22 protein-coding genes and 1 tRNA gene are annotated in these 23,289 nt (G+C 53.3%); 15 read left to right on the top strand and 8 right to left on the bottom strand.

Translation table 11 applies throughout. From position 1 onward, the window contains the following. The first annotated feature begins 28 nt into the window (after positions 1-28). From G0Q06_RS11610 to G0Q06_RS11585, 6 genes are all read left to right on the top strand, one after another. Complete coding sequence (locus tag G0Q06_RS11610) at positions 29-823, top strand: cytochrome c3 family protein (RefSeq protein WP_238710767.1); 795 nt, start codon at positions 29-31, stop codon at positions 821-823. Positions 824-825: 2 nt separating this feature from the next. Continuing rightward, positions 826-2,979, top strand: a complete 2,154-nt coding sequence (locus G0Q06_RS11605) for a porin family protein (RefSeq protein WP_163966117.1) — start codon at positions 826-828, stop codon at positions 2,977-2,979. A gap of 29 nt (positions 2,980-3,008) precedes the next feature. Continuing rightward, positions 3,009-3,338: a c-type cytochrome gene (locus tag G0Q06_RS11600; RefSeq protein ID WP_163966115.1), complete on the top strand. Its 330-nt coding sequence runs from the start codon at positions 3,009-3,011 to the stop codon at positions 3,336-3,338. An 18-nt stretch (positions 3,339-3,356) separates the two neighbouring features. Further along, positions 3,357-4,868, top strand: a complete 1,512-nt coding sequence (locus G0Q06_RS11595) for a cytochrome c3 family protein (protein WP_163966112.1) — start codon at positions 3,357-3,359, stop codon at positions 4,866-4,868. Between the two features lie 55 nt (positions 4,869-4,923). Then, positions 4,924-4,997: transfer RNA gene (locus G0Q06_RS11590), tRNA-Gly, on the top strand. A gap of 279 nt (positions 4,998-5,276) precedes the next feature. After that, complete coding sequence (locus tag G0Q06_RS11585; protein ID WP_163966109.1) at positions 5,277-6,020, top strand: PEP-CTERM sorting domain-containing protein; 744 nt, start codon at positions 5,277-5,279, stop codon at positions 6,018-6,020. A 5-nt stretch (positions 6,021-6,025) separates the two neighbouring features. Here the strand turns inward: G0Q06_RS11585 and G0Q06_RS11580 are convergent, their stop codons facing one another. The 3 genes from G0Q06_RS11580 to G0Q06_RS11570 are packed head-to-tail and all read right to left on the bottom strand — an operon-like array spanning position 6,026 to position 8,197. Further along, complete coding sequence (locus G0Q06_RS11580) at positions 6,026-6,628, bottom strand: CDP-alcohol phosphatidyltransferase family protein (RefSeq protein WP_163966107.1); 603 nt, start codon at positions 6,626-6,628, stop codon at positions 6,026-6,028. A gap of 8 nt (positions 6,629-6,636) precedes the next feature. Next, positions 6,637-7,575, bottom strand: coding sequence for a phosphatidate cytidylyltransferase (locus tag G0Q06_RS11575; protein WP_163966104.1), 939 nt, complete (start codon positions 7,573-7,575; stop codon positions 6,637-6,639). Beyond that, positions 7,568-8,197: a lysophospholipid acyltransferase family protein gene (locus G0Q06_RS11570; protein WP_163966102.1), complete on the bottom strand. Its 630-nt coding sequence runs from the start codon at positions 8,195-8,197 to the stop codon at positions 7,568-7,570. Before G0Q06_RS11570 ends, G0Q06_RS11575 begins: the two co-directional genes overlap by 8 nt. 133 nt (positions 8,198-8,330) lie before the next feature. Here G0Q06_RS11570 and G0Q06_RS11565 point away from each other — a divergent pair, with 133 nt between their 5' ends. The 5 genes from G0Q06_RS11565 (at position 8,331) to hypE (ending at position 13,921) form a co-directional block, all read left to right on the top strand. Then, positions 8,331-9,728, top strand: coding sequence for an ABC transporter substrate-binding protein (locus G0Q06_RS11565; protein WP_163966100.1), 1,398 nt, complete (start codon positions 8,331-8,333; stop codon positions 9,726-9,728). A gap of 1 nt (position 9,729) precedes the next feature. Beyond that, positions 9,730-10,614 (top strand): carbohydrate ABC transporter permease, encoded by an 885-nt coding sequence (locus G0Q06_RS11560; RefSeq protein WP_163966097.1) that lies wholly within the window; start codon positions 9,730-9,732, stop codon positions 10,612-10,614. Position 10,615: 1 nt separating this feature from the next. Beyond that, a complete protein-coding gene (locus G0Q06_RS11555) occupies positions 10,616-11,503 on the top strand; it encodes a carbohydrate ABC transporter permease (protein WP_163966093.1) in 888 nt (295 codons plus the stop codon). Between the two features lie 21 nt (positions 11,504-11,524). Continuing rightward, entirely contained in the window at positions 11,525-12,691 is a 1,167-nt protein-coding gene (cfa, locus tag G0Q06_RS11550; protein ID WP_163967369.1) for a cyclopropane fatty acyl phospholipid synthase, read from the top strand. A 156-nt stretch (positions 12,692-12,847) separates the two neighbouring features. Next, entirely contained in the window at positions 12,848-13,921 is a 1,074-nt protein-coding gene (gene hypE / locus G0Q06_RS11545) for a hydrogenase expression/formation protein HypE (RefSeq protein ID WP_163966089.1), read from the top strand. 1 nt (position 13,922) lies between these two features. Here hypE and hypD read toward each other — a convergent pair whose 3' ends face one another. From hypD to hypA, 5 genes are all read right to left on the bottom strand, one after another. Further along, positions 13,923-15,023: a hydrogenase formation protein HypD gene (hypD, locus tag G0Q06_RS11540; protein WP_163966086.1), complete on the bottom strand. Its 1,101-nt coding sequence runs from the start codon at positions 15,021-15,023 to the stop codon at positions 13,923-13,925. Then, entirely contained in the window at positions 15,020-15,289 is a 270-nt protein-coding gene (locus G0Q06_RS11535) for a HypC/HybG/HupF family hydrogenase formation chaperone (RefSeq protein WP_163966084.1), read from the bottom strand. Before G0Q06_RS11535 ends, hypD begins: the two co-directional genes overlap by 4 nt. Positions 15,290-15,358: 69 nt before the next feature. Further along, positions 15,359-17,707 carry a carbamoyltransferase HypF gene (gene hypF / locus G0Q06_RS11530; protein WP_163966080.1) on the bottom strand — a complete coding sequence of 783 codons (2,349 nt, stop codon included), beginning with the start codon at positions 17,705-17,707 and terminating at the stop codon, positions 15,359-15,361. 12 nt (positions 17,708-17,719) lie between these two features. Further along, positions 17,720-18,508, bottom strand: a complete 789-nt coding sequence (hypB, locus tag G0Q06_RS11525) for a hydrogenase nickel incorporation protein HypB (RefSeq protein ID WP_163966077.1) — start codon at positions 18,506-18,508, stop codon at positions 17,720-17,722. 9 nt (positions 18,509-18,517) lie between these two features. Continuing rightward, a complete protein-coding gene (hypA, locus tag G0Q06_RS11520) occupies positions 18,518-18,865 on the bottom strand; it encodes a hydrogenase maturation nickel metallochaperone HypA (RefSeq protein WP_163966075.1) in 348 nt (115 codons plus the stop codon). 237 nt (positions 18,866-19,102) lie between these two features. Here hypA and G0Q06_RS11515 point away from each other — a divergent pair, with 237 nt between their 5' ends. From G0Q06_RS11515 to G0Q06_RS11500, 4 genes are read left to right on the top strand one after another with little or no spacing between them, the layout of a single operon-like run. Next, a complete protein-coding gene (locus G0Q06_RS11515; protein ID WP_238710765.1) occupies positions 19,103-20,242 on the top strand; it encodes a hydrogenase small subunit in 1,140 nt (379 codons plus the stop codon). 12 nt (positions 20,243-20,254) lie between these two features. Next, positions 20,255-21,985 (top strand): nickel-dependent hydrogenase large subunit, encoded by a 1,731-nt coding sequence (locus G0Q06_RS11510; protein ID WP_163967365.1) that lies wholly within the window; start codon positions 20,255-20,257, stop codon positions 21,983-21,985. A 24-nt stretch (positions 21,986-22,009) separates the two neighbouring features. Further along, positions 22,010-22,774 (top strand): Ni/Fe-hydrogenase, b-type cytochrome subunit, encoded by a 765-nt coding sequence (gene cybH, locus G0Q06_RS11505; RefSeq protein WP_163966073.1) that lies wholly within the window; start codon positions 22,010-22,012, stop codon positions 22,772-22,774. Further along, positions 22,767-23,234: a HyaD/HybD family hydrogenase maturation endopeptidase gene (locus tag G0Q06_RS11500; RefSeq protein WP_163966070.1), complete on the top strand. Its 468-nt coding sequence runs from the start codon at positions 22,767-22,769 to the stop codon at positions 23,232-23,234. The genes cybH and G0Q06_RS11500 overlap by 8 nt, the downstream gene beginning before the upstream one ends. Positions 23,235-23,289 lie beyond the last annotated feature (55 nt).

The following is a 23,289-nucleotide window of genomic DNA, read 5'->3' as shown; positions in this document are numbered from 1 at the left end:
ACCCCCCTGACCTCATCCTGAATGTCTTATGAAAAGCAGACAGCTCCTTGCGAACATACCCTCCACAGCCCGTTTGTGGATCACCCTGAGTGCTATCCTGGTTGGTTTTCTGGCCTGCCAGTCGATAAACCGGACAGTACTCACGGTGCCGCAAACGGCCGGGGCGGAGTTTGTTGGGTCTGAGGACTGCCTGCTTTGCCACGAAGACGTGGGCCACAACTTTTCCACTACAGCGCATGCGCGCCTGATGGTGGATGAAGATACCGGCCTCGAGCTGGGATGTGAGTCCTGCCATGGCCCCGGAAGCCTGCATTCGATGGAAGGCGAGGGGCGTCACCTGATTCACAATCCAAGGCGAAACGCGGAGACCTGCCTGCAATGTCACATGGATGTCCAGGGTCAGTTGGCCCTGCCGCACAGCCATCCGGTTGCCGGGGGTCAGGTGACTTGCGTAGACTGTCATGATCCCCATGGCGACAGTGACGCTGAATTGATGGCTGATGGAATTCTTATGCCGGAAATGGCGTCATGTACGGAATGTCATCCGGCCCAGTCGGGACCTTTTGTCTTTGAGCACGAGGCAGGTCGCGACGGCTGTACCGTCTGTCATGATCCGCACGGGAGTGTGAACGCAAAGATGCTCAAGGTTGGAAACGCGAACCTGTGTCTCCAGTGTCACTTCACTGAACAGCGCAGTAATGCGCTTATGATTGGCGGTGTGGATCATACCGGTTTCGGGTTTATCCAGCAGGGAACTTGCTGGACGGCAGGCTGCCACGAGGCAGTTCATGGGTCACATGTTAACGGTTCACTGAGGTTTTAGAGATGAAAAAGCCGCTTTTTAGAACAGACCGCCCCTGCCGTAACGTGCTTGGGCTTATCGCCATCGCTTCGCTCATGACTTCCCAGTCGTTGGCGGTGCAGCTCTACACCTCCGAGACCGAAGAGCCCGAACCATTGACCTCTGAGATCGTTGTCAGTTATGGGGATGTATCGATCGATGACGATGAGAGCGCTCTGCAACTGCGTGATGATACGGGTCTTGAAGACGGGGAAACCGGCGGGATCGAGCGTTTGTATCTGCAAGCTGGCGAAGACGGGGACTGGCGTTTCTATTTGGACGGTCGTTTGCTGTTTGATCCGGACGACTTTGCAATCCGTTTGGAAATCAACCGGGATGAATCCATCTTCATCGATTTGGATTTCTACAGTTGGAAGGAGTATGAATTTGGCAGCGGGGTTTTATATCCTCCGAGAAACACATTTGCCGTTCTGTCATCCGAAGCCCTGGAAAAGGAAATCAACAAATTAAAGCTCACGCTGCGCATGCATACCAGTGACACCGGGCGTATCCAGCTTTCCTACACATTTTTCGAACGCAAAGGATCGAGCCTTTCGACGCGCTTTGGTGATGATTTCCAATACCAAGCTACGGGGATCCGTTCCCGCAATATCATTCCTGCCCTAATTGATGGCAGTGAGACGGTTCATACCGTGGATGCAAAAGTAAGTCGTGAAGACGGAATCGACAGGACTGGCATGCGCCTGCATTATCAACGCAGGACGGTCGACCGGTCCCGGGTTACCGAGCGTGCCGCACAGCAAGCCTCAGCCAACCGCTTCAGCACACAAAGCGAGGAATCGACAGATGATTTGTTCTCAGTTTCTGGCTACAACCGGACTGAACTTTCGGATACAATGATGGGTTCTCTCGGGTTTTCGTACACCCGCCTCGACGGCGAAATCACCGGCAGCCGAATTTTTGGTGCAGCGCCGGAGGCTTCCTACGATATCGACTTCCCGGCCCTGCAACTTGAGGACCGTGGATTTCTTGATCTCGATAGCAGTCGTAAACTTCAGCAGTACTTGTTTAACGCGAATCTCGTCTATACTCCATCTGAAACCGTTCGTTGGATCACCGGTCTTCGCCTGGAACGATTGGCGACCGAACTTTTCAGTTCCTATCTGGACACCTACAGTACGGTTGATTGGCAGGCCCGTGCTTTTCAGGTCGAGGAGGCTGCCACAACCGTCGAGTCGGAAAAGACAGCCATTGATTTTTCCGCATTCCTCGAGGGTCGTTACACAGGCTTTGAACACATCCTTCTCTACAGCCGCGTTGAGCTGGCCAGCCAGGACGGTGACCTCGACGAGGCTTGGAATCGTCAGGAGCTGACTCCGGATTCCGGATCGCCGGTTAATCTTCTGGGTCGCATGACCAGCTTCGATCGCCAGATGGCATTCTGGGAAGTCGGGATGAACTACTATCCCAAAGCGGGCCTGCGTCTGTCCTTGGAAGGCTATCTGAAACTTCGTGAAAACGGATACGGCTGGGCCGGAATCACACAACCTGTTGCCGACTACACCCTTTATCCCGGTTACATAGATGAGCAAAGTCTGGAAACCAAAGATGTGAATGCACGGATTTATTTCCGTCCGTTTTCATCACTTAAGAGCGTGACCCGGATTGATGTCCAGCAGACCACGATTGAGAGTCAGGATCGCGTGAATGCCGCTATCGACAGTTCTGAACGTGAGCGCCTTGTCTTCAACCAATCCCTTACCTGGACACCCCATACCCGGTTCTTCCTCTCGGCTTCATACAGTTATGTTGAGGACCTGACCGAATCAGGTGCTGCCGAGCTGGAGGGCACATTCTCCGGAATCGTTGTGAATCTACCCAACGATTACTGGCAGGTTGATTGTAATCTCTATTATGTTCTTTCGAAACTTATTGATATTCAGCTCGGATACCAATATACCGAAATGAGTAATTACATGGATATATCTGCAAAGACAGTTCCGGTCGGCTCTGATTTGGAACAGCACCATGGGTCAGCCCAGCTTGTGTTTCATATCAATGATTTCACGCGGGCAAGGATCGGTTATAACTACTATAAGCGGGACGAGCCATCTTCGGGCGAATTCCGTAATTATACCGCCCATCTGGTCCAAGGCAGTTTGCAGCTAAAATTCTAACCCCCAAAAAATAGAAAGACTAATTAAATATGAAGAAAGCACTGACTCTAATCGCCGTTTCGGCATTCTTTTTGAACTTGAATCTTCTCGGTGATGATTCGGATCCAGTAAAAGCCAACTGGGACCGCCACTGTAAGAAATGCCATGCTGAAGATGGCTCGGGTGCCACCAAGATTGGTGAAAAGCTCGAGATCAAGGACTACACGGATGCCGCGGTCCTTGCTGAATTCTCTGACGAAGACCTTTTCACCATGACCAAGGACGGAGTCGACGGCACCAAGATGAAGGGTTACGGCAAAAAGCTTTCTGATGACGAAATCACCGCTTTGGTCGCTTACATGCGAGCCATGGTGAAGTAACCTACTTACCCCAAAGCAATGACCTCCCAGGATTCCCCCAATCCCCGTCCTGCGAAAGGACGGAGATCGCTCTTCTCGCAGTTCAATAACTGGATTTCAGCCAGCGGGGCCGTTATTGCCCTGGGAAGTCTGTTTGCTTTCCTGCTGTTGTTCGCCCTGGACACGATCACTCCCGAGGGGAGTCCGTATCTGGGCATTCTGACATTCATTGTCGCCCCGGCCTTTCTGGTCATCGGGTTATTCCTGATCCTCGCGGGGTGGCTTTTTGACAAGTGGTACCTGAAGAAGACGGGCCACACGTCCTCATTCCTTGCCTTTTCCCTGGACTTTGGAAATCCCGTCGAACGGCGGAAGTTTATCATTTTTGGTGCCGGGGCGAGCATCTTTCTTTTCCTCACAGCTCTTGGCAGTTACCGGACTTACCACGTGACCGAATCCAATGAATTCTGCGGAGAAGTTTGTCACAAGGTCATGGAGCCGGAGTATGTCACTTACAAGCAGTCTCCCCACGCCCGTGTGGCTTGTGTGGAGTGCCATATCGGTTCTGGGGCAACTTGGTATGTAAAGGCAAAGCTCGATGGACTGTATCAGGTATACGCAACGCTTGCGGATACCTTTCCACGGCCGGTTCCGACTCCTATCGAAAGTCTGCGTCCGGCGCAGGACACATGCGAGAAGTGCCATTGGCCGCAGGTTTTTACAGGCAACCTCGATCGCATGGCCGAGCGCTACATGGCTGATTCTGATAACACCCCCTTCACAACGCGACTCATCATGAAGGTCGGGGGAGGGGATTCCCGTATGGGACGCGTGGAAGGAATCCATTGGCACACCGATCCGGCAAACAAAGTCGAATACATTGCCTTGGACGAGAAGCGTCAGGACGTCCCCTGGGTTCGCCTCAGTCGCGAGGGAGATGAGGAGGATACGGTATTCATGCGTGATGGATTTGATGACATGGATGAACTGGCTAAGCATGAGATCCGGACCATGGATTGCATCGATTGCCATAACCGGCCAGCCCACGTCATGCTGAGCCCGAATGATGCCATTGACCGGGCATTCACACTTGGCCGGCTCGATACAGGCTATTCCGATTTAAAATACGTCGCAGTTGACCTTCTATCTGCAGGTTATGAAACACGTGAGGAGGCACATGCCGCGATTCGCGATGGATTGTTGGGCGAATATGAAGAGGTCGATGGAGTGGAGGATACAATTACCGAAATCATCCAGATCTACGATACCAACTTTTTCCCTTACATGCAGGCTGACTGGTCCAAGTACCCGAACAATATTGGTCACAAGAACTGGCCTGGCTGTTTCCGATGCCACGGCGGAGAGCATTACAATGTGGAGACCGAGGAACCAATGGCCGCTACCGGTTGCAATTCCTGCCATACCATCATTGCACAAGGTGCCGGGGATGAATTGCTCACCCTCAATCCGGTCGGACTGGAATTTGCCCACCCGGATGGAGATGTCGAGGGCCTCCTTTGCAGTGATTGCCATACCGGCGCCCTGCAGTAGCCCGACTTCGGGCTTGCCAAGCTGGTTTCCCTCCCTTTCGCTCCTCCTCTTTCAAGCGGGCGTAGTATAGTGGCAGTACGTGAGCTTCCCAAGCTTGAAGTGAGAGTTCGATTCTCTCCGCCCGCACCATCCTTCGCTCCTCGCTGCGCTCAGAGCTTCGGATGGCAACCTAGTACGGGTCTACAGCCCGGGGTCGGCAACAAAAACCGGGAGACGGCGTTTTCAGGCGTTTATCTGTAAAACACTCCCAAATTACGTCATGTGATACGTTTGACAAAGCACTTTGTTACGGATCTGCTAACCAAGTCTGCCTTAAATCTATAAAGTGTTAGTTGATAATCCGACATCGGCTGATCCAACAAACAGGCAACCCCAAACATTTTATAAATACCAAACCCTAAAGAGATTATGAACAAGAAATTACTCATTTTTTCGGCGGCTCTGGCTGCTGCTAACGTTGCTACTGCCCAGCTTACAATCTGGCAAAATGATTTTGAGTCACCTAACACATTTTTTGACCCAGCACCGAATCCTGTCGATATGCACAATGGCCGTGATGATGCATGGCTTGGTGCCGGAACAGCGAGCATATTTGATTTGGGTTCGAGTAATGTGCTTCAGTTGCTGTCGGGCGGCGGCAGCCAGACCCGGGGCCTGGTCCGAGCCTTCGCTGCTGTTAATCACCCCGGGGTGATTGACACCACAGGTGACGTCAGCAAATACTACCAATTCACCTTCGATCTAGTATCGATGTTTAATTCCGCCGAACTGAACCTTCAGTTTCTGGATGGAACGCGCGATGCCGACGGCTCTAATCCCGAGACCAACACCTACGGAATCGATTTGTTAAGTGCAGCAGGTGCTGAGCTGACGCATACTTCAATCGGCACAGGGGGAGTAACCAATCTCATCGATGTCACTTTTGTAAAAGCTGATGAAGGAACAGGTTTAACTGTCACCTTCGACTGGGACGGAACGGGCGACCTCGTGATGGTCTGGGATAGCGCAAACGATGACAGCGCCAACAGCGGAACGCTTTTCACCAGAACGGACAACATGAGTTTAGTACTCGTTCCCGAGCCCTCGATCTATGCGTTGCTGGCGGGTTTTGCAACACTGGGCCTGGTTCTGGTTCGTCGCCGCCTTCGCTGAGTCCCTTAATTCGTGGCCTTACGGGTCCGATTAACCACTGTCAGAAGGGAAAGCACAATTGCGGCGCCCAGCGCCCAGTTGATCCATGCCTCGAGAGGAACACCGACTGCGGCGGCAAAGCCGATCACCCCGAATAGCAAAGCCCTGTCGCTTTTCCCCATGGGACCGTCGTAACGGCGAGTTGAGCCGACTGCCACGGCCACGACACCGGTAAACTCGGTCAGGATGGCGAGGAGGATAAAGACGACCACCAGCTCGGGCGAGAAGGCGGGATGCATGGCAAAGGGCAGGTAGAGGGCGACATCACTGACGACATCGCCGAGCTCATTGAGGATCCCGCCCAGTTTGGATTTCTGGTCAAACTCGCGTGCCATGATGCCATCGATGGCGTTGAGGGCCATGCGGATGAAAAGGACAAGCGGCAGGCAAAGGAGGGCGGCCGGACTCGTTGGCTGGAAATAGATCCAGATGCCTTGCAGGATGGAGAGGACCATCGCAAAGACCGTGACCTGGTTGGCGGTTACACCACGCCCCACCAAGCTTGAACAAATGGGCCGGAGGAAATTTTGAAAGGCGGGTTTAAGTTGGTAAACCGTGGGAACTTTCATGATTGGAATCAGGTAAAGTAGAACCGGACGAGGTGAAAGAAAATCGGTGCTGAGAAACAAAGCGAATCGACCCGGTCGAGGATGCCTCCATGTCCGCCAAGGATGCCGCCATAATCCTTGATGCCACGATCACGCTTGATGGCGGACATGATCAGGCCACCCCAGAAACCGAAAAGGCAGATAGTGAAAGAGAGAATGCTGGCCTGCCACCACTCAAACGGTGTGGCCCACCAGAGGAGGGTGCCGAGTAGGGTTGCGGAGCCGACACCACCTATAAAGCCTTCCCAAGTCTTGGATGGAGAGAGTTTAGGGACAATGGCGTGCTTCCCGAGGGACTTTCCCCAGATGTACTGGAGGACGTCGCTTGCCTGCACGATGATGACGAAGAATAGGAGTAGCTTGCTCGTCGATCCGGCATATCCGGGGAAGTCAAGGATGAGTAAGGCGGGCACATGGCTGAGGAAGTAAATGCAGACCAGGATGCCCCATTGGATTTCGGATGACCGCTCGAGGAAGTCATCCAAATCGTTTCCGATTGCCGAAAGAAGAGGAATAAAGGCGAGGACCCAGACCGGAATGAAGATCACATAGAACCCGTACCATTCAATCCAGATGAGAAGGTAATTTACCGGGATGACCAAAAAGAAGGCGGGAGCGAGCGCTTTGTAGTCGGCCGCGCGGGTGGGGGTCAGGGTGATGAATTCCCTAAGGGCAAGAAAGGAGATAAAGGCGAAGAGGAGGATTGTTCCCATCGGCTCAATGAGGATGGCAATGGCAAAGACAATAACCATCACCCACCAGGCGCGAATCCTCGAGGCGAGGTTTTGCAGGACTGGCTTTTCCTTTGGAGCAGGGGACAGCCTCCAGAGGAGAGCAGTAATCAAGGAGGCCAGTGTCAGGAATATCAGGACACCTCCGACGAGATAATGTATGCCGGGATCATTCATGGGATTCTAATTCAGGGAGATCAATCAAGGCTTGCCGGGCCTCTGTGAGGAATTCATCCCGCTGGCCATGATCCGCCTTGAATGGAAGCGGTGAGCCCACCGTGATTCGGCTGATCAGGGGAATCGGAAGGATGGTTCCTTTCGGTAACATCCGATTCAAGTTTTCAAGGTAAACCGGAATCATGGGGATATCAGGACAAGCCATGGACAGGTGATACAGTCCGCTCCGGAATGCTGCAGGGACTGGCTCTGTTCCCCGCGTTCCCTCAGGAAAAACGATCAAGGACAATCCGGATTCAAGCACTCGGTGCATTTGCTCAATCGGGTTGTTGGCCCGGGTGATATGCTTTCGCTCGATCAGGAGGGCATTAAAAATGTCACATCCGACAAAGCGGGTGACCTTGTTACGGATCCAGTAATCCTTACCCGCGACGGGGCGGGTAATCAGGCGTTCGGCCTGTGGGAGGACTGCCCATATCAAGGTGAAATCCAAATGGGAAGTATGATTGGCGTAAAAGACCTTGGGCCCCGGTGGTAAGCTGTTACCGGTCAGGGGGCGTACACCGCATACCAAACGGATGAAAGACGCTATCAATTGCAATCCTGCTTCCCGTGCCCGCATTGTAATAAATTGTCACAAAGCTGTCCCATTAGGAAGACAAATAATGCGAGCAGAAAAGGGATATTCCTCTGCTGAAGATGCAAGGGTTTCCTTTGTAATTGACCCATGGCGGCCCAATAAATTTTCATAGTGTATGCCCCGGCTACTTCTGGAACGACTTCGTGAACAGATCCCAATTGGCCTTCTGGTGATTCTTGTCCTTGCCGGTGTTTCATCAGTTTATGTTCTTTTCCGTCCACAAAAGGATACTGAAGGACGAGTCATGTGGACCTTTGTCCGAGAGAGGCCCGAAATCTATCAGGAGATAATCGCTGGTATGGGTTTGGAAGGAGAGGACGACATGCGGGTTGAGTTGGTCGAATTTTCAGCTCTTCAACGCCGTCTGCAATCCGGTTTTTTCTCCGGTACTCCACTGGCGGATATTGTCGAGGTTGAGCGGACGATGTCATCAGCAACATGGAGAGGTCCCCTCGAAGCGGTGGGCTTTGTCGACTTGACGGAGCGTCTTCGCAAGGACGGTCTGCTCGAGCGCATTAACCGCCCCTCCTTTTCACCCTTTACCAACCGGGGAAAGATTTTTGGCCTTCCGGCTGATGTACATCCCATATTGCTCTGTTACCGGGCCGATATCTTCGAGGAGGCCGGTATTGATGTGAATGAGCTGGATACCTGGGACAAGTTCTTCGAGGCCACCGCGATCTTGGCAAAGGATTTTGACGGAGATGGCTCGATGGATCAGTATCCCTTTGAGTTGCAGGAGACTGAGGGGAGCGTCATAACTGCTTTAATGCTACAGGCCGGGCCCGGTTTTTTTGACGAGAACGGGCGGCCAATCCTCGACAACCTGGCCAATATCGGAGTCCTGGCAAAGCTGGGCAATTGGGCATCCAGCCCCAACAAATTGACGGGTGATTGTGATTTATACACTGGCGCCGGTAATCGTTTACGCTCGGAGGGGTTTGTCCTTTCATGGATTGTTCCCGATTGGCGTTCCATCCAGATGGAGCAATATATTCCTTCACTCGCCGGGAAGCTCAAGCTGATGCCCTTGCCGGCATGGAAACCCGGAGGGAGGCGAACTTCCTGTTGGGGAGGAACCATGCTCGGTTTTCCGAAGTCAGCTGGGAATTTTGACAAGAACTGGGAATTTGCCAAGCGGCTGTACTTGTCGAGGGAGCTGGCCGTCCAAGTCTGGCGAAAGGTGGGGGTGCTCACACCGGTCAAGGAGTTGTGGGATGATCCAGTCTTTGAGGAACCCAACGCCTATTACTCCAATCAGCGCAAGGGGCGCCTTTTTATCGACCAGGCAGAGAACGTCCCAGTAAGGAGTTCATCCCCGTTTCAACCGCTTGTCTTACGTGAGGTGGGAAATGCACTGTCAATCCTGATCCGGTACGCGAACGAAAGACAGATCGATGATCCTGAACAATTGATGGAAGAGGCAACTGAGTTGCTTCGTACCGCCCAGCAGAATGTTGAGCTCCAGATGAACAGGAGTGTCTTTCTAACCTCGGTGGAAGGAGCTGAATGAGATGAAACGTCCTTTCAGCCCATACCCCCTTTGGACGCCTTTTGCCTTTTTAGCTCCATTCCTTGTCGTTTTCGCGGTCTTTCTGGTCTATCCCCTTCTTCAATCGGTTATTTTATCGTTGGAGCAAACCTTCGGGCCCCAGCACAAGACCTTTGTCTACTTTCATAATTTCAGCCAGCTTCTGCAGGATCCGCTCTTTTTTAAGGCACTTATGAACACGGCCATCTTTTCGGGGGCCTCGGTGCTTGTGCAGATGCCCCTGTCCCTCGGATTGGCCCTCTTTCTAAACCGGCCTGATATCCGGGGCCGGGCATTTTTCCGGTTGATCTTCTTCTCTCCCTCGCTTGTCGGGGCGGTCTTTGTCGGAGTCATGTTTGGCATCATTTTCGGCAAGCGGACTGGGCTTCTGAATATTGTTCTGAATCGGCTGATAGGGTTTAACCTGGATTTTCCATGGTTACAGGAATATGTAATGGTTTCCTTGATACTGGCTTCCCTGTGGATGTGGACTGGCTTCAATATGATTTATTTCCTGGCCGCCTTGCAGAATGTCGACAAGGACCTTGAGGAGGCCTCCAAGATTGACGGGGCAGGGCCATGGGATCGCTTCATACATGTCACTCTGCCCGCTATCAGGCCGGTTGCGGGGTTTGTTGTCTTGCTGTCAATTATTGGAAGTTTTCAATTGTTCGAGTTGCCTTACCTGCTGCTCAATAATTCGGCTGGTGTGGAGAACAAAGGGTTAACCATCGTCATGTATCTCTACCAGACTGGTTTTGAGACGGGCGATCTGGGCTACGCCAGCGCCATTGGCTGGATATTGGCCATCATCCTCATCGGACTGGCGATCATCCAAAGACGTTTAAGTCGAACGGAGGGAATATAAGATGGACAGATTGGCCACCAACCCCGCGATCAAGTCTTCAGACTTCCGCCGATTCGGCTTAATTCTGACCTACGGGGCATTGATTACCTTTGGAATCCTCACGCTGATTCCAATCACCTGGTTGCTTGTTGGTTCGTTCAAGACCAATGAGGATTTTTTCGGGCACTTGTTTCTTCCTCTTGGAGAAGGCCTCTTCGGCGTGGCATGGGACCGGTTAACCCTTGCCCACTACTGGAAACTTTTCAGCGAATTGGAATTTGGCAACTACGTCATGAATTCAATATTCCTCGCCTCAGTGACAAGTGCACTGGCGACTTTTGTTGCGGCCCTCGGTGGATATGCCTTGGCCAAGTTCCGCTTTAAGGGAAGATGGCTAATTACCGCACTGGTTCTTGCCGCGATCATTATTCCCGGTCCACTGTTGATCGCCCCAATTTATGACCTCCTTTATCATTTGGACCTGCTCAACACCTATACCGGCCTGATCCTTCCCGCCATGGGTCCCGCATTTGGGATATTCCTCTTTCGTCAGGCCATGCTGAACGCAGTTCCAATAGACATGCTGGAAGCAGCCCGAATTGATGGGTGCGGAGAGTTCCGCATCTTTTTCTCAATTGTCATTCCCATTGTTCGTCCAATGATCGGTGCCTTTCTACTGATCACTTTTCTTGGAACATGGAACAACTTCATCGGTCCCCAAGTCATCCTGCAGGATGAGTCGAAATTTCCATTGTCTGTAGCGATCGCCCAACTACGGGGTATCTACAGCACGGATTACGGCATGATTTCGGCCGGTACAATCGTTTCCATTGCCCCGGTGATGGTGATCTTTCTCCTGCTGCAAAAGGAATTTATAACCGGTTTGACCGGCGGTGCAGTGAAGGGGTGAGTTTCTGAGGCGGGACTTTACATACGGCGAAAATTTCGCTATACAAGTCATGTTGTGAAGCAGCAACTTTTGGATGTGCTCAACGGTGCTGGAATCGAGGTTAACGGGGACCAGCCGTGGGATATACAGGTGCTCGATGAGCGCTTCTGGCGACGCGTGGCGCTGACCAGGGGGATTGGGTTTGGTGATGCTTATGTGGATGGCTGGTGGACATCAAAGGCAGTTGACGAGCTGGTCAACCGGCTTTTGAGGCACAGTCGCACTGTGGCGCGGGGACATTTTCTCCATCAACTCTGGGGTAGCCTGGTCTGCCAAATCTTCAATTTGCAGCGCCTTTCACGCGCCTTTCAAGTTGGCGAGCGCCACTACGATATCGGGAACGGGCTCTATCGGAGAATGCTCGGGGAGAGCATGGTGTACTCATGCGGATACTGGGACGGTGGTGCGGCTACCCTTGAGGATGCCCAGCGTGACAAGCTGGAGTTGATTTGCCGCAAGATCCAACTTCAACCGGGAATGAAAGTCCTCGATATTGGATGCGGATGGGGAAGTTTCTGCAAATACGCGGCGGAAAATTACCAGGCTGAAGTGGTTGGGGTGACGGTTTCGCGCCAGCAAGTAGCTGTTGCCCGCGAGGCTTGTGCGGATCTTCCAGTGGAGATTCGCCTTGAGGATTATCGTTCCCTCATCGGGTGCTTCGACAGGATTGTCTCGATCGGCATGTTCGAGCATGTCGGTCCAAAGAACTACCGGACTTTCATGGATGTGGCCCGGCGCAACCTTGATCCAGAGGGACTATTTCTTCTGCACACAATTGGATCCAATCAGAGCTATGGGAACTCCTATACATGGCTCACCCGTCATATCTTTCCTAACGGACATATTCCTTCGATTGCCCAAATCGGCCGAAGTATTGAGGAAAAGTTTGTCATGGAGGATTTGCACAATTTCGGGGTGAACTACGACCGGACCCTCATGGAATGGGAGGCCAGATTCCGCAAGGCCTGGCCGGAAATCCGGCGGGGGTCCCACATGTACGATGACCGCTTTTATCGCATGTGGCGCTATTACCTGCTCTCCTGTGCTGGCGCCTTCCGTGCACGCCATGTGCAATTGTGGCAGTGGGTGCTCTCGCCAAAGGGGCTAACCGCCGGATACAAACGTCCGGCATTCAGCGCCCTGACATAACAATGAGTCAACGCCCCAGCGGGACAATGAGTCGACGCCCTTGCAGCACCATGAGTCGGCGCTCCAGCGGCACCTTGAGTCGGCGCTTCAGCGCCGGTTCAGAAGGAAGGCTTTTTGCTCGATTAGGCCGGCCTGAACCCTTTTATATAGTGTCGCATGCCGAACGAGGAATCCACTCCCAGAAATGTCACCTCCTTTGAGTGTCCGCTTCCTCTGGGATCTCCCAAGGAGATCCAAATCGGACACGGCGGGGGAGGGCGTCTGAGCCAGCAATTGATTGATACGCTCTTTATTCCGGCGTTTTCCAATCCTGCACTGAAGGCCGCCCACGATGGGGCAGTGATTGCCTCGCCGTCCGGATCCCTTGCTTTTTCGACAGATTCCCATGTTGTGCGCCCGATTGAGTTTCCCGGAGGCAATATCGGGAGTCTGGCTATTCACGGGACTGCCAACGACCTTGCCATGTGCGGGGCGAAGCCGCGTTGGATGAGTGCCGGGTTCATTCTGGAGGAAGGTCTTCCCATCGCTCAGCTCAGGGAGATTGTCGCTTCGATGCGGCACGCTGCAGATGAAGTGGGAATCCAGATTGTCACGGGCGACACCAAGGTTGTCGAGCGGGGCAAAGGGGATTCGATTTATATCAACACCGCCGGGATTGGTGAGATGCAAGCTTCAAAACCGATTGGTCCAGCCACAGTTCGTGAAGGCGATGCCATTCTATTAAGTGGTGATATCGGCCGTCACGGCATGGCCATTATGGCCCATCGGGAAGGGCTTGAGTTTGAAACGACCATCGAGAGTGATTCCGCCCACTTGTGGCCGGCGGTCGAGGCCCTCATTGAGGCACAATTAGACCTGCATTGCCTGCGGGATTTGACCCGTGGAGGCCTGGCCGCTGCCATGCACGAAATTTCCACTGCATCCGGCCATGAGTTTCTTCTGGACGAAGCATCGATCAGCGTGGATGAGGCAGTTCTTGGCGCGTGTGAACTGCTGGGACTCGATGCTTTGCACGTCGCCAATGAAGGACGATTTGCGGTCATCCTTCCGGGGGCCGAAGCCGAGAAAGCCCTGGCAATCCTGAAGGCCCACGCGCCCGGTGGAAACAGTGCCTCAATCATTGGGACAGTTGGTCCCAACGACCGCGGGACGGTTCTCTTGAAAAGCCTGATTGGGGTCGAACGGATTCTTGATCGTCCCAGTGGTGAGCAGTTGCCGCGGATTTGCTGATCTACTGGCTCACGCTTTCACGCAGACGATAACGATAATAGGCGGCGCAGGCTCCTTCGTTTGATACCATTGGGGCGCCGAGGGGCCGGTCCGGGGTGCAATTCTTGCCGAAGGCGGGGCACTCATGCGGTTTTTTTGCGCCCCGCATGATGAGTCCACTGATACACTCCGGGGATTCCTTTACCGGGTTTTCCGGGAGGATAAAACGCTTCGCGGCATCGAATTGTGCCATTTCCTCTCGCAGGGCCAATCCGCTCTTCGGAATGGTTCCAATTCCCCGCCAATCCCGGTCAACTGGTTTAAAGACTTCCCGCATGAGTTGCAGCGCCTTGGCATTACCCGCCTCCTGTACAGCACGTTTGTATGCATTATCCACTACATATTCTCCTGCTTCCAACAACTGGACGCAGCGAAGGATTCCCTTTAGAATATCAACTGGTTCAAAACCCGTTACGACAATTGGCACCTCGAACTTGGAGGCCAGGTCCGGGTATTCGGTTGTTCCCATGACTGTGCAAACATGCCCGGCAGCAAGAAAGCCCTGAACTTCGTTATCAGGGGATGATAGAATGGCTTCAATTGCCGGGGGAACTGTCACGTGTGATACGAGGAGGGAAAAGTTCTCAAGGCCAAGGTTCTTTGCCTGCAAGGCTGCCATGGCATTGGCTGGTGCGGTTGTTTCAAATCCAACCGCGAAGAAAACGACTTCCCGGTCGGGGTTCTGGGCCGCAAAAGCGACAGCATCCAAAGGCGAGTACACGAGGCGCACATCGGCTCCCTCGGCCTTTACCGTAAGCAAATCAACATCGCTCCCGGGAACTCTTAGCATATCTCCAAATGAAAAGAGGCTTGTGCCTGACTGCCGGGCAAGATGAATGGCCGCATCAATCAGGGCGACCGGGGTCACACAAACCGGGCAACCGGGACCGTGGACCAGCCGGATTTGTTCCGGCAGAAGTTGATCAATCCCGAATTTGACAATGCTGTGCGTCTGACCTCCGCAGATTTCCATGATTGTCCAGGGATTGTGCGTGGACTTGTGGATGGCTTCAGCGAGCTTTTTGACGGCCCCTGCATCCCTGTACTCGTCGACGAATTTCATGAGCCCGGATTATCCATCTCCTCGGGGTTCAACTCTTCCAGCTCCCCCATCTGGTCAAGGTAGGAAAAGACCTCCTTGGCTTCTTCTTCATCTACTTTGGAGAGCGCCATCCCCACGTGCACCAGTACATAATCATCAACCACGGCATCCGGGACGCAAGCGAGACTGACCTGCTTGATAATACCGCCAAAACTGACTCTTCCTGAGCGGAAGATTGGATCGTCACCGATGACTTCTACGATTTTTCCTGGAACAGCAAGGCACATGGGGGGAGGGGGATAGGGGTTAAATAAGGTGATGAGTTACTTATGTGATTCAATGAGGGATGGCAATTATCAACTTTTGACCCGGGTTATATCGGTCAGGGCCGCGAGGGCTTGACCAGCGGAAATGGAGTTGTCGTTCGGTGACAATTGATGATGGAGAAGGACTTTGAAATTTGAATCCTTCAGCAAGTCGGTTGTAAAATCGCTCAAGATGGCGTTTTGGAAACATCCGCCGCTCAAGACAACGCTTTCGACCCCGATGCGCTGGGCCACATCAAGGATCATTGATGCAAGAGTCTTGTGGAAATCCATGGCAAGTTGATTTGGATCGTTGCCGGAAACAAACTGAGTGCAGAGGTTCAGGATCATTGGGGCCCAGTCTACCTCGAGGGCTCCCGCTTGATGATGTGAGTCATCCACCCTCCATGGCAGAGGGCTTGGACTGGAGGTGCTCTTTGCAGCGGCAAATTCCATGGCCATTCCAGCCTGTCCTTCGAACGTGTTCCTGTCGCTGAGTCCGAGCAAAGCTGCCGCCGCGTCAAAGAGCCGTCCTGCGCTTGTTGTAACTGGAGCATTCAGGTTTTTCTCGAGTGCCTTGACCAAAAGTGGGAGGTTGGATGCTTCTTCTCCAAGGGCCCTTGAAACAAGTTCACGCATTGGGTGATCGCCAAGGAAATTGGCGGCATAAAGCAATCCCACGGCACTGCGCCCGGTCTGGCGAACAGCTGCTTCGCCGCCTGGAAGTGGAAAAGGTTTCAAATGGGCGACTCTGCGTGCGGTGCCATTCCCTTTATCTACGATTATGAACTCTCCACCCCAGATTGTTTTGTCTTCGCCGTATCCTGTGCCATCCCAGACGACCCCGAGGACCTTTTCCGGTCCCCCGCCATGCTCCAGAAGACAGGAAAAAATATGGGCCAGATGATGCTGGACACGTACAATCGGAATACCAAGCGACTCGGCAAACTGGGTTGACATGTAATCCGGATGAAGATCACAGACCACTTTGTCAGCCGTTCCTCCATAAAGTCGGCTGAGCAAGTCAATTGTTCTCTCAAAGGCCTTTACGGATTTGTTATTCGACAAATCGCCAATGTGTGGACTCACAACGACTTGTTTCTCCATCGCGATGGCGATGGTGTTCTTCAAGTGCGCACCGACCGACAGTTGCGCACCAGTGCAACCGATGTTTTCAGGCAAGCGTAATGGAGTTGGAGCGTATCCACGGGATCGCCGTAGAACTATCGATCCATGGGAACTGATCCGCAGGACCGAGTCGTCCACGGCACGGGCAATCGGACGATCGTGTTGTAGAACCATGTCGGCAATTCCCGCAAGACGCTTGATCGCTTCTGCATTATCTGAACAAAGCGGTTCTTCGGAAAGGTTTGCCGAAGTAGCGACCAGCGGACCTGCGAATTTGCTCATCAGAAGGATGTGCAAAGGAGTGTATGGTAATATTGCCCCAATCCATGGGTTACCCGGTGCAACTTCCACGGCCACTTTTGAATCAGTCCGCTGCCTCACCAGGACAATGGGCGCAGCCGGGGAATTCAGCAAGGCTTCCTCCGCCGTTGTGACATGGCAATGTGAGCGGAGGCTTTCAATGTCCGGGAACATGACGGCAAACGGCTTTTGATCACGGTGCTTGCGCCTTCGCAGAAGCTGGATTGTTTCCGCGCAGGAGGCATCAGCGAAGAGGTGAAATCCACCGAGGCCCTTGACCGCGACAATTGCCTTCAAGCGCAGGGCGTCGCATGCCTGATCCACAGCTCCTTCCTGCCCGGCAAGCAGGCCCCCATCCATTCCAACCAAAGACAGTTGTGGCCCGCAATCCGGACAGGCGTTGGGCTGTGCGTGGAAACGGCGGTCAAGTGGATTGCTGTATTCCTCCATGCAGGAGGGGCACATCGTGAAAGCAGACATGGTGGTTCGCTCCCGGTCGTACGGAAGAGATTCGACAATGGAATAACGGGGCCCGCAGTTTGTGCAGTTGATGAATGGGTAGTGGTACCGCCGATTGTCGGGATCCATCAGTTCGCTGCGGCAGTCAGGACAGATTGCCAGATCCGGAGTCACCGGGACAATCGGACTTTCCCCGGACAAGGGGCTTTCAAGGATTTTGAATTCCGCGTTGGTGGGGTCAATTGATCCTGTATCAGGATTTTCAACACGCCAGTCATCTATCCTGGCCGGACCCGGCAATTCAGTCAGGAGGGCGTCTGTGAATAAGCGTATGTTCTCCTTGGTTTGGCGGGCACCGATGGTAACACCCCTGCCATCGTTGCGGACCCAGCCGGAAATTGAATAGCGATCGGCCAGTCTCGCTATGAATGGCCTGAAGCCCACGCCCTGTACTGTTCCGCGGATATATATCAGGACCTCATGGAATTCTTTCCCTGGGAGCTTGGTATCCATTCCCTGGGGAATTCAGAGAATTCCGCGTATGAATTCCAACCACTGTTCAAAGCCGTCACCCGTCTTCGAAGACAACTCAATAACCTCGGCCTTCGGACAGACCTTCTTCAGGTTTTCCCGAGCCTGCTTCCGGTCGAATCCACACGCTTCCGCAATGTCAGCCTTGGTCATGAGGACCAAATGGGAACTCCTGTAAATGGGGGGATACTTCAGGGGCTTGTCCTCCCCGTCAGTACAGGCAAAGAGCGCAACGCGCACGGTTTCTCCCAGATCAAATTCGGCCGGGCAAACGAGATTCCCCACATTCTCAATAAAAAGCAGCTGGGGATTGTGCATGTGCAGGGCTTCGAAGCCATGTGCAATCATGTGGGCATCAAGGTGACAGGCGCTCCCTGTCGTCAATTGGGCCACCGGAACCGCATCGTGGCGTAAGCGCTGGGCATCGCTGTCGGTTTCAAGGTCCCCGACCAGCACCCCGCAGGAAATGCTGTTTGCCAACTCCTTCAAGGTACGGGCAAGGAGAGTCGTCTTGCCGGCGCCAGGACCGGAAACGAGATTGATAACCTTGAGCCCGTGCGATTTGAAGTGTTCACGGTTCTCCGCAGCAAGGCGGTTGTTTTCCGCAAGCAGGGGGATGTTTACCTCGATGCTACGGCCTGTTTGCTTCCGGAAATCCCCCGGCGGTGGGAGATCAACCGGATCGTCCGGACGCACATCCACGGTGCCCACTTCTCCGGGATTGACGCGGGCCGGTTTCTCATGGTCGCGAGGTGTCGTGAAATCGTGATGAAGGTGATGCATCTCTTTTTTTTATGAATCAAGTTCAAGCCGGGCAAGTTCAATCTCCCGACCCTGTTTTAGTTCACCCGAGTAGTTTCCACAGCGCGGGCATTTGAAAAAAGCAATGGAGTCCGTGCTGAATGATTCACTACAGTCCCTGCACCAGGCAATCGGCGCAACGTGGTCAATCTCAAGCGTGGCCCCTTCGGCCGGAGTCCCCAATGTGACAGTTTTAAAGGCGAATTCCATCGCCTGCGGATCAACCGCAGCAAGTTCTCCAATGCGCAGGGTGAGGGAGAGGATCCGGATGGCTTTCTGCTTTTCCATCTCCACAATGGCCGCCTTGAGAGCGGATTCGGCTATTCCCAGTTCATGCATCGTCCAGAATCTTACGATATCCCCCCAACGCTCCCGGGCGATCATAAAATCAACACTTTAATACATGCATAACTGTTAAAATATTACCCTAAATAAGCACAAAATTCCCGTGGAAATTCGTTGAAAAAGTGGTCTGGATTTCACAGACTGTGGCCCTCGCAGCAATTCGCGTCCCGAAACGATTCCGAATACCGGAGAGAGTGCCGGGGCAACGTTCTCTAAAAGAAAGGTCACCAGATGATGATAGATACTCCAACCCCGAAGACTGACCAAACCCTCTGGGAGGAAATGCGCGCCCGAGGAGTGACCCGTCGAGATTTCATAAAATTCTGCACATGGATGGCGGCCTACATGGGGCTAGAATCTTCAGGTGTGGCGCAGGTGGCGCGGGCGCTTGAAAAGAACAAGCGCATTCCAATAATCTGGCTGCACTTCCAGGAATGCACCTGTTGCAGCGAGTCCTTTATCCGGTCCTCGCATCCGATCGTGGCGGACATCCTTCTGGACAAGGTGTCACTCGATTACACGGAGACCCTTCAGGCGGCAGCCGGGCATCAGGCTGAGGCCATCAAGGAGCAGACGATGAAGGAATCCTACGGGGAATACATTCTGATGGTGGAGGGTTCCGTTCCAATGGAAGAGGACGGCGTTTACTGTTGTATCGGCGGGAAAAGCGCGCAGCAGATTCTCGAGGAAGCAGCAGCTGGAGCAAAAGCCATTGTGGCATGGGGGAATTGTGCCTGTGCGGGTTGTGTGCAATCGGCAAATCCCAATCCAACCGGGGCAAGGTCCATCAAGTCCCTTATCAAGAACAAACCGATCGTGAACGTTCAGGGCTGTCCACCGATTGCGGAAGTGATGGCGGGGACGGTCGTCCACCTGTTGGCCTTCGGGCGCATCCCGCAACTGGACGCATTGGGCAGGCCAAAGGCGTTTTATTCACGCCGGGTGCACGACACCTGTTACCGTCGACCCTATTACGATGCCGGGCTGTTCGTGGAATCCTTTGATGACGAAAACGCCAAGCGCGGGTACTGCCTTTACAAGATGGGCTGTCGCGGGCCGACAACCTACAATTCCTGTGGAATCATCCGGTGGAACAATGGGACAAGTTTTCCGATACAAAGCGGCCATGGCTGTATTGGGTGTTCTGAGGAAGGCTTCTGGGACCAGAGTCCATTCTACAAGAGATTGGCCGGGTTCCCCGGTTTTGGAATTGAGACAACGGCGGACAAGATCGGCGTGGGCCTTGGCGTGGCAACAGCAGTCGGCATAGCCGCCCACGCGACGATGACAAACATCCGCAAAAGGAAGACCATCGGCCAACAACCTGGTGAGACCGAGACGGAAGCTGAGCAGGAAGAGTCCAACGCATAATCTTAGGAGAATATCATGTCACGAATTGTAGTTGATCCCGTAACACGAATTGAAGGGCACCTTCGCATTGAAGCGGAAGTCAAGGATGGCATCATTACAGATGCCTGGAGTGCCGGCACGATGGTCCGCGGCCTGGAAATTATTCTGAAGGGCCGTGACCCGCGAGACGCCTGGGCCTTTGCCGAGCGCGTCTGTGGAGTCTGCACGACTGTGCATGCACTCGCCTCGGTGCGCTCAGTGGAGGACGCCCTTGGAATTGAAATTCCGCCGAACGCGGAACTGATCCGCAACCTGATGTTTTGCGCGCAGTACATGCAGGACCATGTTGTGCACTTCTACCACCTGCACGCCCTCGACTGGGTCGACGTAGTGAGTGCCCTGAAGGCAGACCCCAAGGCAACATCTGAAATTGCCCGGTCGCTCTCTTCATGGCCCAAGAGCTCACCCGGCTATTTCAGTGACCTCCAAAAACGGCTGACAACTTTTGTCGAGAGCGGCCAGCTGGGCATATTTGCGAACGCCTATTGGGGACATCCTGCCTACAAGCTTCCTCCGGAAGTTAACTTGATCGGTGTGGCACATTACCTCGAAGCACTCGAGTGGCAGAAGGAGATTGTGAAGGTACACACGATATTTGGCGGGAAGAATCCTCACCCGAACTACCTTGTCGGTGGGGTTCCCTGTGCTGTCAATATTGAGGAAGCCAATGCAATCAATGCGGAACGCCTTGCCATGGTTGGCAAACTGCTGGCCGATGCCGCAACCTTTGTCGAGCAGGTCTACATTCCCGACCTGATGGCGATTGCTCCGAATTATCTGGATTGGACAAATATTGGAGGCGGTCTGGAGAATTACCTTTGTTACGGTGACTTGCCGCAGAACGGATTTGCGGATGTTTCCGGATTCAAGTTCCCTCGAGGGGCCATCCTTGGACGAAACTTGAATGAAGTTCACGAGGTGGATCCAAAGGATCCCACCGGGGTGCAGGAAGAAGTGACCAATTCCTGGTATGAATACAAGAATGGCGACACTTCCGGTCTCCACCCGTGGGATGGTGAGACCAAGCTCAAGTATTCCGGCCCGCAGCCGCCCTACGAGCATTTGGACGTGGACCAGAAGTATTCCTGGCTGAAAACACCACGCTGGAAGGGTCATGCGGTTGAAGTGGGTCCTCTTTCCCGGATGTTGGTTGGTTATGCGTCTGGAATTGATGAATACAAGGAAGTCGTTGGGGCTGCCCTCAAGCAGTTGGATGCCCCGGCAACCATCTTGTTCTCGACCCTCGGACGCACAGCAGCCCGCGGTCTGGAAACCCGTCTAATCGCACGCTGGGCAAAGCAATTTTATGATCAGTTGCTGGCCAATATCAGGAACGGCGATTCACGGACCTTCACCAATGAGAAATGGGAACCGGAAACCTGGCCGAAAGAGGCGAGGGGAGTCGGGGCCTCAGAGGCTCCGCGCGGAGCCTTGGCGCATTGGCTGGTAATTAAGGACCAGGTAATTGAGAATTATCAGCTGGTCGTTCCTAGCACATGGAATGCCTCACCGAGGGATTCCAAGGGTCAGCGTTCTGCTTATGAAGCGTCACTGGTCGGGACCCCTGTCCACGATCCTGAGCAACCTCTGGAGATTCTCCGGACCATTCACTCATTTGATCCGTGCCTCGCTTGTGCGGTGCACCTGTATGATGACAAGAAGAATTCCTTGTCGGAAGTGAGCACGAGCCCTGCAGGGGTATAATGAATCGACGAAAGGAGGAAGAGCATGGCCCACGCAAATTCACTCACCTCACACGGGTACGACCATGACCATGGCTACAAGCGTGTCTATGTATGGGAGTTGCCTGTACGATGGTTCCACTGGATCAATGCCTTGTGTATACTTGTTCTTACCTTGACCGGAATCCTGATTGCGCATCCACCGGCAATTACCAGTGCGGCGGAGGCATCCTACAGTTACTGGTTTGGGACGACACGGTTCATCCACTTTGCCACGGCTTATGTGTTCTTCTTCAACTTTGTCTTCCGGATCTACTGGGGGTTTGTGGGTAACCAGTACGCCAACTGGAAGCATTTTATCCCCCACAGCACCATGCAGATCAAAAAGGTGTGGAGAGTTCTCCTGGTCGATATTTTCCAGTCACGAAATCGGCCAATTCATGCCATGGGACACAACCAGCTGGCATACTTTACCTACTTCGTGATGTTTCTGGTATTCCTGTTTCAAGTGATCAGCGGCTTTGGGCTGTACGCGCCAATGAGCAATGCCTGGTTTCCCCAACTCTTCACATGGGTGGTCACCCTCTTCGGCAGTGATTATGCATTGAGGCAATGGCATTACATCGCCATGTGGTTCTTTATTCTCTTCACCTTGATCCATGTGTATCTGGTTTTCTATCACGATTATGTTGAAGGGCATGGTATCATGTCCTCGATGGTCGGTGGATGGAAATTTCTCGAATTAGATGAAGATGACGAGGTCGAAGTGGTGAGGAAATCGCCGCTGATCAAGAAGCCAAAAAATGATTGAACCCATCCTCATTCTCGGGGTGGGAAATTTGCTTGTAGGAGATGAGGGCGTCGGCGTGCATGTGGTTCGAGCCCTTGAGGAGATGGAGTGGCCGGAACATGTTCACCTGCTTGATGGTGGTACGGGCGGTTTTCATCTGCTCAGCTATTTCAGCGATTACAAACGGATCATTTTGATCGATGCCACCCGTGACGGGGAACGGGTCGGGACAATACAAGAGTTCACCCCGAGGCTTCCGTCTGACTTTCCACCAAGCCTGGGGGCTCATGATATCGGGCTGAAGGATCTTATTGGCGCCGCCGCGCTGACTGGACCCCTTCCACAAATGACCGTAGTCACTGTCTCCATTGAGGAGCTCAAACCCATGGAACTGGAGCTGTCTCCAGCTGTGAAGGCGTCAGTTCCCCAAGTTTGTGAGAAGGTACGCCAGCTCCTCGCTTTAAACGAAGTGCTACCCTGAGTCCGCGCTTCAGCGCTGGTAGCTCCGTAACCGGGCCTAAAAGGCCCGACTCTAT

It is taken from the genome of Oceanipulchritudo coccoides (assembly GCF_010500615.1).
Classification (GTDB): Bacteria; Verrucomicrobiota; Verrucomicrobiia; order Opitutales; family Oceanipulchritudinaceae; genus Oceanipulchritudo; species Oceanipulchritudo coccoides.
The sequence above is the reverse complement of the archived record's forward strand: the minus strand, read 5'-3'. Positions and strand labels throughout refer to the sequence as shown.

Excerpts from the sequence above, each read along its gene's own strand:
- hypD (WP_163966086.1), bottom strand. The coding sequence starts at position 15,023 with ATGAAATTCGTCGACGAGTACAGGGATGCAGGGGCCGTCAAAAAGCTC.
- hypF (WP_163966080.1), bottom strand. The coding sequence starts at position 17,707 with ATGGATACCAAGCTCCCAGGGAAAGAATTCCATGAGGTCCTGATATAT.
- G0Q06_RS11500 (WP_163966070.1), top strand. The coding sequence starts at position 22,767 with ATGATTGAACCCATCCTCATTCTCGGGGTGGGAAATTTGCTTGTAGGA.
- G0Q06_RS11605 (WP_163966117.1), top strand. The coding sequence starts at position 826 with ATGAAAAAGCCGCTTTTTAGAACAGACCGCCCCTGCCGTAACGTGCTT.
- hypA (WP_163966075.1), bottom strand. The coding sequence starts at position 18,865 with ATGCATGAACTGGGAATAGCCGAATCCGCTCTCAAGGCGGCCATTGTG.
- G0Q06_RS11570 (WP_163966102.1), bottom strand. The coding sequence starts at position 8,197 with ATGCGGGCACGGGAAGCAGGATTGCAATTGATAGCGTCTTTCATCCGT.
- cybH (WP_163966073.1), top strand. The coding sequence starts at position 22,010 with ATGGCCCACGCAAATTCACTCACCTCACACGGGTACGACCATGACCAT.
- hypB (WP_163966077.1), bottom strand. The coding sequence starts at position 18,508 with ATGCATCACCTTCATCACGATTTCACGACACCTCGCGACCATGAGAAA.
- G0Q06_RS11585 (WP_163966109.1), top strand. The coding sequence starts at position 5,277 with ATGAACAAGAAATTACTCATTTTTTCGGCGGCTCTGGCTGCTGCTAAC.
- G0Q06_RS11580 (WP_163966107.1), bottom strand. The coding sequence starts at position 6,628 with ATGAAAGTTCCCACGGTTTACCAACTTAAACCCGCCTTTCAAAATTTC.
- G0Q06_RS11575 (WP_163966104.1), bottom strand. The coding sequence starts at position 7,575 with ATGAATGATCCCGGCATACATTATCTCGTCGGAGGTGTCCTGATATTC.
- G0Q06_RS11565 (WP_163966100.1), top strand. The coding sequence starts at position 8,331 with ATGCCCCGGCTACTTCTGGAACGACTTCGTGAACAGATCCCAATTGGC.
- G0Q06_RS11515 (WP_238710765.1), top strand. The coding sequence starts at position 19,103 with ATGATGATAGATACTCCAACCCCGAAGACTGACCAAACCCTCTGGGAG.
- G0Q06_RS11610 (WP_238710767.1), top strand. The coding sequence starts at position 29 with ATGAAAAGCAGACAGCTCCTTGCGAACATACCCTCCACAGCCCGTTTG.
- G0Q06_RS11555 (WP_163966093.1), top strand. The coding sequence starts at position 10,616 with ATGGACAGATTGGCCACCAACCCCGCGATCAAGTCTTCAGACTTCCGC.
- hypE (WP_163966089.1), top strand. The coding sequence starts at position 12,848 with ATGCCGAACGAGGAATCCACTCCCAGAAATGTCACCTCCTTTGAGTGT.
- G0Q06_RS11560 (WP_163966097.1), top strand. The coding sequence starts at position 9,730 with ATGAAACGTCCTTTCAGCCCATACCCCCTTTGGACGCCTTTTGCCTTT.
- G0Q06_RS11535 (WP_163966084.1), bottom strand. The coding sequence starts at position 15,289 with ATGTGCCTTGCTGTTCCAGGAAAAATCGTAGAAGTCATCGGTGACGAT.
- G0Q06_RS11600 (WP_163966115.1), top strand. The coding sequence starts at position 3,009 with ATGAAGAAAGCACTGACTCTAATCGCCGTTTCGGCATTCTTTTTGAAC.
- G0Q06_RS11595 (WP_163966112.1), top strand. The coding sequence starts at position 3,357 with ATGACCTCCCAGGATTCCCCCAATCCCCGTCCTGCGAAAGGACGGAGA.